The following is a 17,864-nucleotide window of genomic DNA, read 5'->3' as shown; positions in this document are numbered from 1 at the left end:
AAAAAATTCTTATTCTTCCCATATAAGTTAATAATTTTTAATGGAGATAATGCAGTCGAGAATTTATGCAATAAAAAAACGGAAAGAGTTAACTAATCTTTCCGTTTATCTTTATTTATAAAATAAATTATCTTTTAACTTTAAAAGCTTTGAATTGAGGATAAACAGCAACTTCTCCTAAGTTTTCTTCAATTCTTAGTAATTGGTTGTATTTAGCCATACGATCTGATCTAGAAGCAGAACCTGTTTTAATTTGACCACAGTTCAATGCAACAGCAAGATCTGCAATCGTATTATCTTCTGTTTCACCGGAACGGTGAGACATTACTGCAGTATATCCGGCATTTTGAGCCATTTGTACAGCATCAATAGTTTCTGTAAGAGTTCCGATTTGATTAACTTTGATTAAGATTGAGTTACCCACTCCTTGTTTAATACCGTCTTCAAGTCTTTTAACATTGGTAACAAATAAATCATCACCTACTAATTGAACTCTTTTACCGATTTTATCAGTAAGTATTTTCCAACCTTCCCAATCGTTTTGATCCATTCCGTCTTCAATTGAAATAATTGGATATTTTTCAGTTAATTCAGCTAAATAAGAAGCCTGTTCTTCACTGGTTCTTACTTTACCTCCTTGACCTTCAAAAATAGAATAATCATATTTATTGTCTTTGAAGAATTCAGATGAAGCACAATCTAGAGCTAGCATAACATCTTGACCCGGAGTGTATCCTGCTTTTTGGGTAGCATCTAAAATGGTATCTAATGCATCTTCAATATTTTTAAAGTTAGGAGCAAAACCACCTTCATCACCTACAGCAGTACTTAAACCTCTGTCATGTAAAACTTTTTTAAGAGAGTGGAAAATTTCAGTTCCCATACGAATAGCAGTAGAATAACAATCTGCAGCAACCGGCATAATCATAAATTCCTGAAACGCAATAGGAGCATCAGAATGCGCACCTGCGTTGATAATATTCATCATTGGAACAGGTAGAACTTTACCGTTTACACCTCCAACGTATCGATATAATGGTAATCCTAATTCTTTGGCAGCAGCTTGAGCAACAGCTAAAGATACGCCTAAAATAGCATTAGCACCTAATTTACCTTTATTAGGTGTACCATCCAGGTCAATCATTGTTTTATCTATTAAAGCTTGTTCAAAGACATCAACTCCAACTAATTCAGGTGCAATAACATCATTTACATTTTCAACAGCTTTTAAAACTCCTTTACCTAAATATTCTTTTCCTCCATCTCTTAATTCAACAGCTTCATATTCACCGGTTGATGCTCCAGATGGAACAGCTGCTCTACCCAAAGTACCGTATTCGGTGATTACATCAACTTCAACTGTTGGATTTCCTCTGGAATCCAAGATTTGTCTTGCATGAATTTGTGCTATTAGACTCATAATATTATAAAATTTGTTTGTTAAAATTTTATACAAAAATACTCATTTATTAATATATAGAGGTTATGAAAAGTTTATTTTTTATTGTATTGTTGATGCTATAAAATATAAAATTATTTATGGAGAAATAAATTTTAAACAGACCGGCATATCAATTTTTATATTTTGATTGGTATCTTGTAAAAATCCTGTATTTTGATCAATGGAAAATATTTGAATGGTATCACTATCTTGATTAGCTACTATCAAAAATTTACCATTAGGAGATATAACGAAATTTCTGGGATTGATATTAGTTCTTTCATAATCAATGGGAGTTAATTTACCTGTATTCTGATCGATACTGAAAATTGATATTCCATCTTTTTTTAATCTATTGGAAGAATATAAAAACTTGCCATTAGGATGTATATGAATATCTGCACTTCCCTCGGCCTTATATTCATCAGAAACAGTCGTCTGTATTTCTTCTAAATTTCCATCCTCATATTTAAAAACAACTACTGTTCCACCCAATTCATTAATTAGATAAGCAAATTTTTTATTTTGATGAAATACGAGGTGTCGAGGACCTGAACCGGGTGCAACATTAATATAAGCCGGATCAAAAAACGTAAGAAAATTCTTTTCTGTGGAATAATTTACATTGAACTTATAAATTCTATCACTTCCTAAATCCGTAGCAAAAAGATATTTATAATCGGGAGAGAACACCACGCAATGAAGGTGCGATTGATTTTGCCGTACATCGTGTACGCTGCTCCCCGAAAAATTAACCTGTTGAATCATGGGACTTAAACTTCCGTCAGGTTTTGTTTTAAAAACAGAAATACTTCCTCCCATATAATTAGCCGTAACTATGTATTTATCTTGATATTCAATAGTAATATAACAAGGTGCAGCGCCATAGGCTGCCTGTGAGTTCTGAAAGGAAATTTTTCCGGAAGCTTTATCAAATAAAAAGGAATTTACTATGGAACTTTCTTTATCATCATTTTCACTAACTGAATATATATGATTTTTTTTATGGTTTATAACCAAATAGGATGGATTGTTAACCGAAACATTATCAATAAATGAAGTACTTCCGGTTTCTGAATCAAAATCATATATATAGATACCGTTGCTTTCTCCATCAGTATAAGTACCTATAACTAAATAAAATTTCATTTTGTTTTTTAGTATTAAAATAATTATTTAAAATTATTAAAAAATATTTATATAAAATTATTTTTATTTTTAAAATTTTGAAATATAAATAAAGTAAAAATACTTTATAATATATAGTTTAACATTTATTTATATTATTCATTGATAAATTTATGAGATAAATAACAGTGGTATATAAAGTAAATAAATATTAGAATAAAAAATAAGGTAATTTTCTAAAAAAATAGAGATAAGTTATTTCTAATCCTTTTCAATTTATTGATAAATTGTATATAGAAAAGGAATGCTTTATCAGGTTAACAGAAACCCTATATCTCGAATTGTTAATCAAGAGATTATGGAATTATTAACTTGTTTATCTTATATTTGTAGAAACTAAAACCTTATGATTATGGCAGAGCGTGTCGCCTTTAAAAAAGATTCTAATTTAGAAAATCATTCCAAAGCAAAAGTTAATTTATTAGGTATATACTTGAATTTATATTTGAGTATTATTGCAAATGATGGATATACACAAAAAATTAATTTATTTGATATGTTCTGTGGTGCAGGTTTATACAAAAATGGAGGAAAAGGGAGTCCTTTGGTTATTCTAAGTATAGTAAAGTCAGTTTATGAAAAGATTATAAAAGATAAACCTCTACATAAACAGGCGAAGATAGATTGTTACTTTAATGATATAAATTCTGAATCTGTAGATAATCTAAAGAAGACAATAGATTCCGAACAATTACACGATACTCAAATAGGAAATATAAATTATAGTGTTTCTGATTATAAAAATAAATTAGATAATATAAAAACTATAATATCACAACGGAACAATAAAGGATTTATATTTATAGATCCATGCGGATATAAAGATTTTTCAGTTTATGATATTAAAAAGTTAATGGATTGTAATGGACATGCTGAAGTGTTATTATGGCTTCCAACACAATTTATGTATCGATTTTCAGATAAAGGTACACCAGAAGTATTAACTAAAATATTAGAAGAAACAACAAATTTTAGTAACTTGAAACATACTGATAATATCTATACATTTATAGATAGATTTAAAGATGGACTTCGAAATAAATTAGAGAATTATTATGTTGATACATTTACCATTAAAAAAGAAGCGAATACAGTTTTTTGCCTATTCTTTTTTACCTCTCATATAAGAGGATTTGAAAAAATGTTAGAAGCTAAATGGAAATTGGATGCAGAAAATGGTAAAGGATGGTCATATGAAACTAATTCTAATCAGATAGGATTGTTTTCAGGTTTAGTAGAAAAAAATGAGTTAGAAGAAAAATTGAAAAAGTTTTTGTCAAATAATAATAGATATAATGGAGAAGTATTTGAATTTGTTTTAAAAAATGGTTATCTTGCTAAACACGCTGTTGAAATACTAAAAAACTGGAAAAAAACAAATAGACTGGAAGTAATAGAAACCAGTACACACAAGATTAAAAAAAATGCTTTTTACTTGAAGTATTATAAAGAAGAATCAGAAAATAAAAAAGTTTATTTTAAACTTACTTAAGATGAAAACAAAAATAGAATGGACTGAGGCAACATGGAATCCTTCAACAGGTTGTAATAAAGTTACATCTGGATGTAAATTTTGTTATGCGGAAGTATTGGCAAAACGTTTACAGGCTATGGGAACTCCGGGATATGAAAATGGATTTGAATTTACTTTAATGCCTGAACGGTTAGAATTACCAAAAAAAATAAAGAAACCAACAAAATTTTTTGTGAACTCTATGAGTGACCTTTTCCATGAAAAAATGCCATTTCATTTTTTAGATAAAATTTTTAATACTATAAGAGAAACACCACAGCACCAATACCAAATTTTAACTAAAAGAGAAAATATATTAAAACAATATTTTGAAAATAGAATAATTCCTGATAATGTTTGGCTTGGAGTAACAGTAGAACACGCAAAAACTAAATATAGGATTGATATTTTAAGAAAAATTCCTGCTAAAATTAGATTTTTATCTATAGAGCCTCTTATAGGTTCTGTTGGTAAATTAGATTTAACAAATATTGATTGGGTTATTGTTGGTGGCGAAAGTGGAAACAAAGCAAGACCGATGAATCCTGAATGGGCAGAAAAAATCCAAACACAATGTAAAGAACAGGGTGTAGCATTCTTTTTTAAACAATGGGGAACTTGGGGAGAGGATGGAATAAAGAGAAATAAAAAGATTAATGGCAGTTTACTCTCTGGAAAAGAGTGGAAAGAAATGCCTGAAATTTCCAAAAAAGTGGAAATAACTCCAATCACATAGGCAAATAGCCTGATATAAGTCATACTATTCCAACTATCACATATTTAAGAATTATTATATAAAATTGAATATTAAAAAATATTTGAGAGGTTATTTAATGAAAATGAAAGACATTGTATCCTTTATTCTTTTTGATATAAAAATATAGAACCTTTTTCAAATTAGTGGGAAACCTTATGTACTGAAATATTAATTTTAATGATGAGGTATGATATTTGGATAAATAAAAAGTAATGAGCGTTTTACTTTATGATTTTCATGAAACAAAATATAACAAAAAATTTAAGTTTTAGTATTTATAACATAATATCCTGTTTTAAATAATGAATATTTATTCCTGTTTTTTTCAGTTAAGTACAATATTTGATATAACATTAAAAAACATATATTTTATAGCTTCTTTTTTTGAGTTTTTTCGAAATTAAGACGTAAAAATGTTGTTTTTATATCTTATAACTTAACTACTCTACAACAATTACTTACTACTACATAATTTTTGGCAAAGAAATCTAAATAAGTGCTATTTAAATTATAAATAAATAGAAATTATTTAAGGAACAAAAAGGGTAATTAAGGAATTTAAAGATTTCATTTAATACTTTACTTAGTTAATAATATAAAATAGTAATGTGATAAATGAATCATATAATAAAACAAATAAAGTCATCAATTTATAAATAAAATAATTTAAACAATAAGACATGGGAATTTTACAAAATAAAACAGCATTAGTTACAGGTTCAAGTTCAGGTATTGGTAAATCGATTGCGGAAAAATTTGCGCATGAAGGCGCTAATGTTATTATAACTTACCATTCGGGAAAGGAAAGAGCGGAAAATTTGGTGCAAGAATTATCAGGATTGAACGTAAAAGTTAAAGCATATCAGGTGAATGTTTCAGACTATAATGAAACGCAAAGTTTTTTCAATTTGGTTAATCAAGATTTTAACGATATAGACATTTTAGTTAACAATGCTGGAATAAATGGTAAAAATACATATGTGGAGGATATGAACTTGGAAGATTGGGATAGAACTATAAAAACCAATTTATATGGACCTTTCTATTGTATTAAAGAATTTTTAAAACTTAAGAAAAAAAATAATTCATATAAAGGATCAAGAATTATTAATGTGACTTCTATACATGAATATATTTGCAGACCGGGAGATGCTGATTATAATACAGCTAAAGCCGGAATGAGGAATTTGGCAAGAACTTTGGCTATTGAATTAGCATCAAGAGAATTAACGGTTAATAATATTGCTCCGGGAATGATTCTTACTCCTATCAACAAACAATTTACGGATGAAGCGAAATTATTAAAAGAAAAAGAAGATATTATCCCTATGAAAAGAGGCGGTACACCGGAAGAAGTTGCTAATGTAGCCTTATTTTTAGCTTCCGATGCCAGTTCTTACGTTACGGGTTCAACTTATACAGTAGATGGAGCATTGTCAATATTAGGGCAAAATGCCTAAGTGATTTCACACTATATCTTTAAAATATGAATATTACAGACTTTTTAATAGCCTGTATTCCTATTTTATCTTGGGGTTTTGTTCCCGTTATTGCTACCCTTATAGGTGGAAAGGTTATAGAACAATCATTTGGTATTGCAGTAGGGAGTTTTATATTTGCTTGCATTATATATGCCATTAAACATCCTGCTTTAAATCCTCATATTATAGTAATTGGAATCGTATCCGGATTATTTTGGACAATCGGATCGGTTGGACAATTTATGGGATTGAAATATTTGGGAGTTTCAAAATCAATGCCTATATCCAATGGGACTCAGATCGTAGGAACTTCTATTTTAGGAGTATTTTTAGGAGATTGGTCTACTCTTACTTCAAAAATATTTGGTTTTACCGCATTGGCGTTAATTGTTGTAGGAATTATTTTTACGTCATATAAGGAAGTAATTGAAAATGATGATGCTAAAAAAATAAATTGGAGTAAAGGAATTTCAGTTAATTTATTATCATCCTTAGGTTTTACATTATATGTTGGTATTTTAAAATACTATAATATTGATAGTTGGTCGAGTCTTTTACCTCAATCTGTTGGCCAACTACTAGGTATTAATATTATAGCATTTTTATATTTCAAAGTAAATCCCTATAATCTTAATTCTTTGAAAAATAGTGTTGTAGGGGTGGTGTGGGCCATAGGTAATTTAGCTATATTGATTTCTCAAATGAAATTAGGCTTATCAGTAGCCTATCCGGTTGGTCAAGCATCCATAATTGTTTCGGTAATTGCGGGAGTTTATTTTAACGAAGAAAGAAAAACCAAAAAAGAGTGGATATCATCTATAATTGGTATGACTGTGATCGTGGTAGGATTATTTTTTATTTATTTGTCGGGCGTATTCGATAAATCCTAAGTTAGGAATAGATACATTAGTCTTTATTGAGGCATATGAGAAACAATTTCTCATATGTAAACTAGTGATAATATTTATACGCTATAAAAAATATAATTGAATAATATATGAGTTGTAATTAGATAGAAATTACAATCAAATATTTTCATTTAAACCTAATGACAATTTGCTGAAATTGATTTCATTTTCATCTCCTGTATTTTTACCTAAAACATCAGATAACTTTACAGCATTTAAATAATCATCAGAAGGTTTTTCTTTTACATGAGTTAATTTAATTACCATATTAAGAGGCTTAACACCCACATCATTAGATAAGTATGTCCCGATGCCATAAGTGTCATGGATTCTGTCTTTGACATGTTCTTTTATTTTTTTAACCTCATTTAAATTTAATGAATCACTAAATACTATAGTTTTTGAAGAAGGATCGATTCTATTTTTCTTATAAAAATCAATAGTTTTTTCTGTAAACTCTAGTGGATCTCCACTGTCACAACGCACTCCGTCAAATAATTTTGCCAATTTTAAATTAAAAGATTTAAAAAATGATTGTGTTGTATAGGTATCCGTTAAAGTAATACCCAGACTTCCCTGGAAAACATCCACCCAAGCTTCCAGAGCTTTAATGTTAGCTGAGCGATAACCGAATAAAGCTCCATGGTACATAAACCATTCATGAGGCATAGTGCCGATTGGAGTTGTATTATATTTCATGGCAAGATATACATTGCTGGTCCCTTTAAAATATTTATCTGAATTTTCCTTTAATACTCCTACAACTTTATCTTGAACGTCGAAAGAATACCTTCTACGAGTACCAAACTCAGAATAATCGGCTTTTAAATTTTTAAGTCCAATCGCTTTTTCTTTAGCTTTTATTTCAATATTTTTTGGATTGGTGCCGATCATTTCAAAATACAATTCCGATATCATAGCCATAAGCGGAACTTCCCATAAGACAGTTCTATACCAATATCCTTCAACATACAAGTTTAATTTTCCGCCTTCTTGGGAAATATGAACTTCATCTGGATTGTATCTGTACCCTTCTAAAAAATCTACAAAAAACGGATCTAAAAAATAGCATCTTTTTAAAATAAAATTTTTTTCATCATTAGTTAATTTCAAACTAATCATTTTATTTATTTCTTCTTTCAGTCTTTCTGCAAAACCTTTTGGAAAATCATCTTTTCCTCGATTTATAAAGTCATATCTAACATATGCCCATGGATATAATTTTTGAATGGCATGCATTACTGAAAATTTATATAAATCGTTGTCTGTAAAATGCTTTATTATCATAATTAAAATATGTTTTCTAAAAAGGTATTTGTCAAAGTTACAATTTTTATGATTAAAACTATTATTAATAAGCTTTTAATTAATAAAACCTTTTGTTTTTATCGAATATAAGATAAAAATAAAAAGATTATATTTATCGGATCAAAACAATATAGGGTTAAAATGAAAGCATTAATAGTAGTTGATATTCAAAACGATTTTCTTCAAGGAGGAAGCTTAGCCGTACAAGGGGGGAATGAAATAATCCCCGTTATTAATTCCATTCAGGGAAAATTTGATTTGGTTGTTGCCACTCAAGATTGGCATCCCAAAGGACATGAAAGTTTTGCTTCGCAACATAGTAATAAAAGCGTGTATGACAAAATAGATTTAAATGGTATAGAACAGGTTCTATGGCCGAATCATTGCGTTCAAGGCACTTTTGGAGCCGAAATATCTTCGGAACTGAATCAAAATAAAATAGAAGCGATTTTTAGAAAAGGAATGAATACTACTATTGACAGTTATAGTGGTTTTTATGATAATGGAAAATTAAAATGTACAGGTTTGGGGGATTTTTTAAAGGGGAGAGGAATGAAGGAAATTTTTATTTGTGGATTGGCAGCAGATTATTGTGTATATTTTACAGCCATAGACGCTCTGGAATTAGGATTTACATCTACTATTATTGAAAATGCTACAAAAGCCATTGATGTATCAAATTTTGAAAATATTAAAAGAAATTTTATACAAATTGGAGGTAGTATTATAGAAAAAATATAACAATAATATTTTTAGAGTTATTTTTAAATTAAAAACTAGTATAAGTATATATACTATTGATTTTATAGTTTTATTTAATCATAATAAAAAACCCCGTTATAGAACGGGGTTAAAACTAACTACTATGAAAATTCACTGCCTTATGAACATTTATAGTAAGACAAATTCCATGCCATAAAATTTCAACTAGTTAAATTATTATAAATTATATGTGTTTATATAATTTTTAAGATAATTTTTAGTGAATAAATTATTTTTATTTTTAAAATGAATATGAATTAACGTTTTTTTGATCTAATATGTTATAAAATCTTCCATTTTAAATTATTTCAACAAATAATTATTTAAAAGAATAATATGAAGCATATATTGGAAAAATAGTAATATTCTGTATTTAATTTATTAATAAAGTTCTTATCAATTTAAAAAGAATGGGATTAAAAAAGAAACTTATCTCAAATCAAACTTATTGCTCAAATGTATTTTTTTTAGCTGACTAATTCGATGAAGGATTTATTTGAAAATAATTTTTTTGTTAATAAAAAAGCCCCGAAATACGGGGCTTAAAACTAACTACTATGAAAATTCACTGCCTTATGAACAATTGTTTAAAGGCAAATTCTATGCCATAATATATGTGTTTTGTTTATTTAATTGTAATAATTTATTGATAATAAATTTGTAATTGAAATAATATAGTTTAAATAAAGTATTAAATAAAAAAAAAGTCTCACTAATAAAAGTGAGACTTAAAACTAACTACTATGAAAATTCACTGCCTTATGAACATTTTATATAAGACAAAATCTATGCCATAAAAAATATATTTAATTTAATTAAATACAATAATATGCTTAATGTTATATGTTATATGAAATAATAATCTTTTAAATTATATTAAATAAAAAAGTCTCACTAATAAAAGTGAGACTTAAAACTAACTACTATGAAAATTCACTGCCTTATGAACAATTGTTTAAAAGCAAATTCCATGCCATAAAAAATAATTTTAATTTAATTAAATACGATAATATACTTAATATTATATATTATATGAAATAATAATTGTTTAAATTATATTAAATAAAAAAAGTCTCACTAATAAAAGTGAGACTTAAAACTAACTACTATGAAAATTCACTGCCTTATGAACAATTGTTTAAAGGCAAATTCTATGCCATAATTGCTATATTTAATTTATTTATATATTATAAATATGGTAATATTTTATACGTTATGAAATAATATATCTTATTGATTGCTTTAAATAAAAAAGTCTCACTAATAAAAGTGAGACTTAAAACTAACTACTATGAAAATTCACTGCCTTATGAATAATTATTTAAAAACAAATTTCATGCCATAATATAAAATCATATGGTAGTAATATATTATAATTTTACTAATATTATTATATAATTAAAATAATATATTGATAAAATGCATTAAATAAAAAAAAAGTCCCGCAAATGAATGCGGGACTTAAAACTAACTACTATGAAAATTCACTGCCTTATGAACAATTATTTTAAAACAAAATTCATGCCATAATTATATAAAATTATTATTTGTGTAAAATGTTTGTTTTAGGGCAATTAAATGTTATAAAAATTGGAAATGATACAATTATATAAGATAAAATTACAATTAATATAATAAAAAAGCCCTATTATTATTAATAGGGCTTAAAACTAACTACTACGAAAATTCACTGCCTTATGAACATTTTAAGTAAGGCAATATCTGTGCCATTGGGTTGTGCAAGTAATTTATAAATTTTAAAATTTAATGTTTACTACTAAAATAGTAATAATTATATCATAAGGTGTTTTGCAAAATATTTACTATCAATGTTTTAAAATTTATATATAAAAAAAACCCCATAATTAATGGGGTTTAAAACTAACTACTACGAAAATTCACTGCCTTATGAACATTTTATATAAGACAAAATCTATGCCATTATATTTTTTTTAAAAAATCAATTATATAAATATAAGTAACTTAAGATTATAAAAGATAGATATTATTTATAATTATAAAGTTTTTAATATAAATAATAAATACAGTTATATAGATCAATATAAAAATATAATATATTTTTCAATTAAATATTCGTTAAAAATAATAGAGTTAAGAATAGTATTTAAAATTAGTTAAAGGCGTTTGAAGTATTCTTGTATTATTAGCTACTTTTATGATGGCAGGTAAGTTTTTAATAATCTAAAATTTAAGTAATATAAATTTAATAATAAGATTACTTTAAAATAAAATTATTTGTTATCCCAATTTTTATAAGGATTTTTCATAAGCATTGAATTGTAATATCTTGGATCGTCAGTGACTTCTTTTCCTAACCAATTCGGTTTCTCAATATTTTCATTTTCATCATCTAATTCAATTTCTGCAAGGATTAGTCCTTCGTTTTCCCCGTAAAACTCATCTACTTCAATTATTTTATCTCTAAAGGGAACAATATATCTTTTCTTATCGATAATACCCACTTCACATAATTGTATAAGTTCATTAGCCTCTTCTTTTGTGATTTCCTTTTCCCATTCAAATCTGCTTATACTATTTTTTTTATTTGAACCTTTAATGGTTAAAAAACCTTGATTGTCTTGGATTCTAACACGTACAGTTCTTTCAGGGATTGAAGATAGATATCCTTGTTTAATTTGTAAACTTTTAATAGCCTTCGATTTAAATTCTCCTGTAATTAAATATTTCCTTTCAATTTCTTGTCCCATATGATGTAATAAACAATTTTATTGAATATTTCATTTGTAAATTATAAATAAATACGAATATTTAAAGTTAGTTTTGGTTCTTTTTAGATTTCCAAAGTTTATCTAAATATTTATATCTGTCGGAAACATATTGTGAATACATTTTAGAAATAATATATCCCTCTTTTCCATCTAAAAAACCAAATTGAATAATATAATGATGGAGAAAACGATATATAGGTTTAATATGGTGATGTAGAAAATTAGATTTTTTACCCTTTTCAAATAATTCTTTTGCTTTAAGTCGGGAATATTTATCTAATTTATCTAAATATTTTTCTTCAGAGTTAAAAGAATAATGATCTAATCTATTTTTTAAATATCCCGGTTCGGTTTTACATTCTATTTCTTCATGAACAAGTTTACTGCTTTTATATAAGGATTTATCTTTTTTAAATAAACGTATTACTTTATCATTCTTCCATCCGCTGTGTTTCAGGAGTTTGTCTTTAAAATAAAAATTTCTTTTTATCCAATAAGCATCTCTAGGAAATGGAGAATTTACAGTTATTAATATTTCATTTTTAAGAGCAATCGGTATATGTTCATCTAAATCAAAAAATACTATCCATTCATGAGTCGCGCGTTCAATAGCAAAATTCTTTTGATTTGTGAAATTATCAAATATTCTTTCTATAAAAATTACATTAGGATATTTTTTAAAACGTTCCTTCGTTCTATCTGTACTAAATGAATCCACTACGATTATCTCATCGGCAAAAGAAATATCTTTCATAAATCGATCAACATTTTCTTCCTCGTTATAGGTGATACATAAAGCAGTTATTTTTGGTTTTTTAATTTCAATTTCTTGTGGTAAATTGGATTTCATTTTATTGATTCCTAGAATATTTAATAAAAAATTATCAATTTTACCAAGTAACATTTTCGGGTTCATTAGTTTATAAAAAGGTTCTGGCTTACGTAAAATTTCTTTAAGTGAATATTCTGTATATATTTCAGGGAAAATGTCCATTAGATGAAAACTTTTATGAATAAGTAAATTTTCATAACATCCCCAATCTTTTCTAAATTTATGAGGTGAGAATATAGAAAATGTTGGCTTTTGAATGGCCTTAGCAATATTAACAGCTCCCCCTTCATTGGCTATCAATGCATTGCAATTAGATAATATGGCAGCAAATTCTCGAATATTATTTCCAAGAATGGAAGTAAATATTTTATCTTTATGTTCAATTTCTTTTAAAAGATCATCCGCCTCTTTTTGTTGCTTAGGAATATAATTAAATAAAATATCTATATCATAATGCTTTAATAAGTAATTAATTAATTCAGCCATATAAGATAAAGGCCAAGATTTTTTTAAACTGCTTCCCAATATGCCAATAATAATGATAGGTTTAGTAAAACTGACTCCGGAATCGATCATTAATTTTTTAGCATTATTAATTTCTTGCTCGGTTAAAAATATTTCGGTTTGAAAGTCAATTTTAGAAAAATCCTCTACAAAAGGAGAAAGTAAAAGGCATCTATTTTCGATAGATGTACAATGTATAAACTTAGGAAACTTTTCCTCAACAAAAACATCCGTATAAAAATATTTAAAAAAAGGTTTATCAAAACTAACTTTCCTTTGAGCTTTAGAAAACAACGTTATAAAACGACTTTGCAATTTAGCATAAGGATCGAATAGTAGATCATATCTTTCTTTTTGTATGTATTTTGTATACTTCCATAAAACAGGTAATTTTTTTAATTCAGAATCTTCAAACCCAATAATTTTATCTATATAGGGATTGTTCTGAAGGATATGAATAGCATTATTATAGCAAAAAAAATGAACTTCAATATTAGAAAATATTTTTTTTAAATTTTTAGCAAGTACACTGGCTACTAAAACATCCCCGATAAATTTATTTTGTATAATTAATGCTTTTTTCAAAAATGTAATATTTAATTATAAAATAGTTCGGCAAAAGTAGAAAAAAAAATTATTCATAATTTAGAACATAAGTCATGTAATAATTATTTATTTTCTTATAGTAGGCATAATATTTAACACTCGCTTTTTCATCAATAATCCAACATACAATAGGTTTATCACTTTTCAATTGAAAGGGTTCTACTCTATAGTGATTTAAGAAAGACCATAAGTTTCCATGGTGTATTTTATACAGGGCTTCTTTTAATCCCCATAGAATATGATAATAGTCCTTTTCCTCACCTTTAGGTATGAATTCAAATTCATCCTTTCGAATAAACTTATATTTTATAGTGTTAATTTTTTCATCTCTTTCTAATTCAATATCTACGCCAATGTTGAAAGATGAGGCACCAACACAGACTACTCCATGTGAATGAGATACGGAAATATTGTAAGTTCCTTCAACATAGGGTTTTCCTTCTTTAGTGTATTTCACGGCACTATCTAAACCTAAAGCCATTAAACAAGCTCGTAATCCTAAATATTCACGTTTTCTTTTAGGTGTTAAAGAATCATATTTACCTTGTCTTATGTTATCTAATTTTAATATCCGTAACAATTCCTCATTAGTTTCACTGACTTTCCAAGTAACTATTCTCGTAAAATAATCAGGTATAATAAAATCTACAATAGGCATTTAAGATTATTTAAATAGATTAGTAAGTAAATATATAAAATTATAATAATTCTCTTATAACTCTGAATTATAAAATACTTTGTAATAAAACATTTTCTTTTCTTCATCATACCCTTGCTCTAGAAAATCTTCAGAAGCTTCGGGTCTGTTAATGTCTAATTTAATTTGAATATACGTATCTAATTTGATATCAGTTTTAATTTTTCTTTTTTCCCTAGCTAATGCATTGGTTGACACATCAAAAATTTCCGAAAATTGAACCCCCGAGTTTTCTGAATAATCTTTTTTATATAATTTGAATTCATCAACCATATCATAATTTTCCAATAATTCCTTTTCTAAAATTTCTTCAGTTATCGTTTCGTTTTCATTGAATACTTGAAGACAATTACTGATAAATTCAGTTTGAATTTTTTTTCCTTTTTCCTCGAAAATTACTTGTTGTGAAAAATCAGATAATAAATTAATATAATTTTTTGTTTGATACGAATCATCTTTAATATAATCTACTTCCAGAAATGACTTTTTCCAATATTCGGATTCAACATGAGCATCATCATGTACCAATATTTTATAACCACTTTCTTTATGTGTATTGAGTATTAAACAACTCTTATCAATGGATGAATCTAATCGAAAACCTTTCTGTATGGCGCATTCAACAATGTCAGAATGCTTAAATCGAAGAAATTTGTTCTTATTTTCTAGCTTGAATATTCCGATGCCGGAAATTTTAGATTCCTGTCCTATATCAATATCATTGAATAAAGCGATAAAAATTTCGCCTTTTTTAATTTGTGGGTGATTGGATCTTTCATAAAGATGATCCAAAACTTTGTCTGAAAAACTTACAAAATCTATGGAATCTTCAAAAACATCTTTACATAAAGAATATAAAATATTAAAATTTATGTCTTGGGTATAATGAGTAAATTCATAGTATTCCAAATTTTTTTTAAAAGGAGAAAGAAAATAGGGTTGCATAGCCTCTTCCTCTTTTTCATTTAAATGAAATAAATCACCGGCATAAATGTTTTTTTCTTCACGTAGTTTATTACCGGAAAATTGTAAAGTTAATTTGGAAATTACAGCATGTTTTAAATTAATCGTCATAAATTTGCCTGATAAAGAATTACAAAAGTAATTCATTTAAAAATATCAGTAAATATTATTCATAACTAATTTATTTTGATTATTGAAATAATGTAATTTACTCAAAACAAACTCCTTGTTCTAAAATAAATTAGTGAAATCCAAAATCAAAAAATCTTATTTTCATTTAAAACGATATCAATATTTTTTAGAATTCAGTTAAAACTATTTTAAATAAAAATATTTATGAATTAACTTTAATATTCTTCTAAAAAATTTGAATTGGGTTATTATTAATTTTTTATCTTAATTATAACAGAAATTCTACGAAAAACTAATCAGTTACATTAAAATTAGAAATTTTAAATAGTTTATATTTGCAATCATTTAATAATATATGGGAACCACTCTAGAAAAAGAAATTAAAAGAAGGAAAACTTTTGGAATTATATCCCATCCGGATGCTGGTAAAACAACCTTAACAGAAAAATTACTTTTATTTGGTGGAGCGATTCAAGAAGCAGGAGCTGTAAAAAGCAATAAAATCAAAAAAGGAGCAACCTCAGATTTTATGGAGATTGAAAGACAAAGAGGTATTTCGGTTGCTACTTCTGTATTAGCCTTTGAATATAAAGGAAAAAAAATAAACATATTAGATACACCCGGGCATAAAGATTTTGCCGAAGATACCTATAGAACACTAACTGCCGTAGATTCAGTAATTGTAGTTATAGATGTAGCCAAAGGAGTTGAAGAACAAACCGAAAAATTGGTTCAAGTTTGTAGAATGAGGAATATTCCTATGTTGGTATTTATCAATAAACTCGATCGCGAGGGTAAAGATGCCTTTGATTTATTAGATGAAGTTGAACAAAAGTTACAATTAAGGGTTACACCATTATCTTGGCCCATCGGTATGGGATTAGATTTTCAAGGAATCTTTAATATGTGGGAGAATAATTTTAAATTCTTCACCGAAGAAAAAAAACAAAAAGTAGGAGAGAGTATTGAGATTAAAGATATAAATGATCCAATAGTAAATGAACTTATTGGCGACCAAGCAGCAGAAAATCTAAGGAATGAACAAGAATTAATACACTCGGTTTACCCAAAATTTTCAAAAGAAGAATATTTGAACGGAACCTTACAGCCGGTATTTTTCGGTTCCGCATTAAATAATTTTGGAGTTCAGGAATTATTAGATGCATTCGTTGAAATTGCACCCAATCCGCTACCTAAAATGAGCGATATACGATTAGTTAAACCGGAAGAAACGAGTTTTACGGGATTTGTATTTAAAATTCATGCCAATATGGATCCTAAACATCGGGATCGTTTAGCTTTTGTAAAAATTGTATCCGGAACTTTTAAACGAAATACCAATTATCTGCATGTACGTCAAAATAAAACCATGAAATTTAGCAGCCCTGCAGCCTTTTTTGCAGATAAAAAAGAGGTTGTGGAAGAAAGTTTTCCCGGAGATATTGTTGGTTTGCACGATACCGGTAATTTCAGGATCGGGGACACCTTAACAGAAGGAGAAAAATTAAATTTCAAAGGAATTCCATCGTTTTCACCGGAACATTTCCGTTATATAAATAATGAAGACCCTATGAAAACCAAGCAGTTGGCAAAAGGTATTGATCAATTAATGGATGAAGGAGTTGCGCAATTATTCACATTGGAAATGAATAACAGGAAAATCATAGGAACAGTGGGTGCGCTGCAATTTGAAGTAATACAATATCGTTTAGAACATGAGTATTCAGCAAAATGCAGTTATGAACCAATTCATATACATAAAGCATGTTGGGTGGAAACAGAGGATGAAAAATCATCCGAATTTTTAGAATTTAAGCGGGTGAAACAAAAATTCTTAGCTAAAGATAAGTTTGGGCAATTAGTCTTCTTAGCTGATTCTGCATTTAGTATAACCATGACTCAAGAAAAATTTCCATCGGTAAAACTTCATTTTACGAATGAATTTTAGGTAAAATATATAAAAAGCATTGTAAAAGAGAGCTAAAAAAATTTAGCTCTCTTTTTTTAACGAACAATAGTATC

The 17,864-nt window shown here is 27.2% G+C and carries 13 protein-coding genes; 6 read left to right on the top strand and 7 right to left on the bottom strand.

Going from position 1 to position 17,864, the window contains the following annotated elements:
- Positions 1-127: 127 nt before the first annotated feature.
- Both eno and GFV00_RS03610 read right to left on the bottom strand, forming a co-directional pair.
- Positions 128-1,420 carry a phosphopyruvate hydratase gene (gene eno / locus GFV00_RS03615; protein WP_160557183.1) on the bottom strand — a complete coding sequence of 431 codons (1,293 nt, stop codon included), beginning with the start codon at positions 1,418-1,420 and terminating at the stop codon, positions 128-130.
- Between the two features lie 117 nt (positions 1,421-1,537).
- Complete coding sequence (locus tag GFV00_RS03610) at positions 1,538-2,590, bottom strand: lactonase family protein (RefSeq protein WP_160557184.1); 1,053 nt, start codon at positions 2,588-2,590, stop codon at positions 1,538-1,540.
- Positions 2,591-2,981: 391 nt separating this feature from the next.
- Here GFV00_RS03610 and tcmP point away from each other — a divergent pair, with 391 nt between their 5' ends.
- The 4 genes from tcmP (at position 2,982) to GFV00_RS03590 (ending at position 7,270) form a co-directional block, all read left to right on the top strand.
- The gene (tcmP, locus tag GFV00_RS03605; RefSeq protein ID WP_160557185.1) at positions 2,982-4,121 is read left to right on the top strand and encodes a three-Cys-motif partner protein TcmP; all 1,140 of its coding nucleotides are present in this window, start codon (positions 2,982-2,984) and stop codon (positions 4,119-4,121) included.
- 1 nt (position 4,122) lies between these two features.
- Positions 4,123-4,878 carry a DUF5131 family protein gene (locus GFV00_RS03600; RefSeq protein WP_160557186.1) on the top strand — a complete coding sequence of 252 codons (756 nt, stop codon included), beginning with the start codon at positions 4,123-4,125 and terminating at the stop codon, positions 4,876-4,878.
- Positions 4,879-5,579: 701 nt separating this feature from the next.
- A complete protein-coding gene (locus GFV00_RS03595) occupies positions 5,580-6,359 on the top strand; it encodes an SDR family NAD(P)-dependent oxidoreductase (protein ID WP_105297987.1) in 780 nt (259 codons plus the stop codon).
- Between the two features lie 26 nt (positions 6,360-6,385).
- On the top strand, positions 6,386-7,270 hold the full coding sequence (locus GFV00_RS03590) for a GRP family sugar transporter (protein WP_160557187.1): 885 nt from the start codon (positions 6,386-6,388) through the stop codon (positions 7,268-7,270).
- A 135-nt stretch (positions 7,271-7,405) separates the two neighbouring features.
- Here the strand turns inward: GFV00_RS03590 and pncB are convergent, their stop codons facing one another.
- Positions 7,406-8,575 (bottom strand): nicotinate phosphoribosyltransferase, encoded by a 1,170-nt coding sequence (gene pncB / locus GFV00_RS03585; protein ID WP_160557188.1) that lies wholly within the window; start codon positions 8,573-8,575, stop codon positions 7,406-7,408.
- Between the two features lie 162 nt (positions 8,576-8,737).
- On the opposite strand from pncB, the gene pncA reads away from it, so the two are divergent.
- The gene (gene pncA / locus GFV00_RS03580; protein ID WP_160557189.1) at positions 8,738-9,337 is read left to right on the top strand and encodes a bifunctional nicotinamidase/pyrazinamidase; all 600 of its coding nucleotides are present in this window, start codon (positions 8,738-8,740) and stop codon (positions 9,335-9,337) included.
- A 2,273-nt stretch (positions 9,338-11,610) separates the two neighbouring features.
- On the opposite strand, the gene GFV00_RS03575 is transcribed toward pncA, so the two are convergent.
- The 4 genes from GFV00_RS03575 to GFV00_RS03560 all read right to left on the bottom strand — a co-directional run bounded on the left by GFV00_RS03575 (position 11,611) and on the right by GFV00_RS03560 (position 15,821).
- Complete coding sequence (locus GFV00_RS03575) at positions 11,611-12,087, bottom strand: CYTH domain-containing protein (protein ID WP_160557190.1); 477 nt, start codon at positions 12,085-12,087, stop codon at positions 11,611-11,613.
- Positions 12,088-12,154: 67 nt separating this feature from the next.
- The gene (locus tag GFV00_RS03570; protein WP_160557191.1) at positions 12,155-14,029 is read right to left on the bottom strand and encodes a glycosyltransferase family 9 protein; all 1,875 of its coding nucleotides are present in this window, start codon (positions 14,027-14,029) and stop codon (positions 12,155-12,157) included.
- Positions 14,030-14,078: 49 nt separating this feature from the next.
- Positions 14,079-14,708, bottom strand: coding sequence for a 4'-phosphopantetheinyl transferase superfamily protein (locus GFV00_RS03565; protein WP_160557192.1), 630 nt, complete (start codon positions 14,706-14,708; stop codon positions 14,079-14,081).
- A gap of 54 nt (positions 14,709-14,762) precedes the next feature.
- The gene (locus GFV00_RS03560) at positions 14,763-15,821 is read right to left on the bottom strand and encodes a nucleoid-associated protein (RefSeq protein WP_160557193.1); all 1,059 of its coding nucleotides are present in this window, start codon (positions 15,819-15,821) and stop codon (positions 14,763-14,765) included.
- Positions 15,822-16,197: 376 nt separating this feature from the next.
- On the opposite strand from GFV00_RS03560, the gene GFV00_RS03555 reads away from it, so the two are divergent.
- Positions 16,198-17,790, top strand: a complete 1,593-nt coding sequence (locus GFV00_RS03555; protein WP_105297977.1) for a peptide chain release factor 3 — start codon at positions 16,198-16,200, stop codon at positions 17,788-17,790.
- Positions 17,791-17,864: the final 74 nt, after the last annotated feature.

Source organism: Apibacter sp. B3935, assembly GCF_009827705.1.
GTDB lineage: Bacteria > Bacteroidota > Bacteroidia > Flavobacteriales > Weeksellaceae > Apibacter.
This window is presented reverse-complemented; position numbering and strand designations above follow the sequence as displayed.

Bases quoted from the DNA above. Each gene is read 5' to 3' on its own strand.
- GFV00_RS03565 (WP_160557192.1), bottom strand. From the start codon at position 14,708: ATGCCTATTGTAGATTTTATTATACCTGATTATTTTACGAGAATAGTT.
- GFV00_RS03610 (WP_160557184.1), bottom strand. From the start codon at position 2,590: ATGAAATTTTATTTAGTTATAGGTACTTATACTGATGGAGAAAGCAAC.
- pncA (WP_160557189.1), top strand. From the start codon at position 8,738: ATGAAAGCATTAATAGTAGTTGATATTCAAAACGATTTTCTTCAAGGA.
- GFV00_RS03600 (WP_160557186.1), top strand. From the start codon at position 4,123: ATGAAAACAAAAATAGAATGGACTGAGGCAACATGGAATCCTTCAACA.
- eno (WP_160557183.1), bottom strand. From the start codon at position 1,420: ATGAGTCTAATAGCACAAATTCATGCAAGACAAATCTTGGATTCCAGA.
- GFV00_RS03590 (WP_160557187.1), top strand. From the start codon at position 6,386: ATGAATATTACAGACTTTTTAATAGCCTGTATTCCTATTTTATCTTGG.
- GFV00_RS03575 (WP_160557190.1), bottom strand. From the start codon at position 12,087: ATGGGACAAGAAATTGAAAGGAAATATTTAATTACAGGAGAATTTAAA.
- tcmP (WP_160557185.1), top strand. From the start codon at position 2,982: ATGGCAGAGCGTGTCGCCTTTAAAAAAGATTCTAATTTAGAAAATCAT.
- GFV00_RS03555 (WP_105297977.1), top strand. From the start codon at position 16,198: ATGGGAACCACTCTAGAAAAAGAAATTAAAAGAAGGAAAACTTTTGGA.
- pncB (WP_160557188.1), bottom strand. From the start codon at position 8,575: ATGATAATAAAGCATTTTACAGACAACGATTTATATAAATTTTCAGTA.
- GFV00_RS03595 (WP_105297987.1), top strand. From the start codon at position 5,580: ATGGGAATTTTACAAAATAAAACAGCATTAGTTACAGGTTCAAGTTCA.
- GFV00_RS03560 (WP_160557193.1), bottom strand. From the start codon at position 15,821: ATGACGATTAATTTAAAACATGCTGTAATTTCCAAATTAACTTTACAA.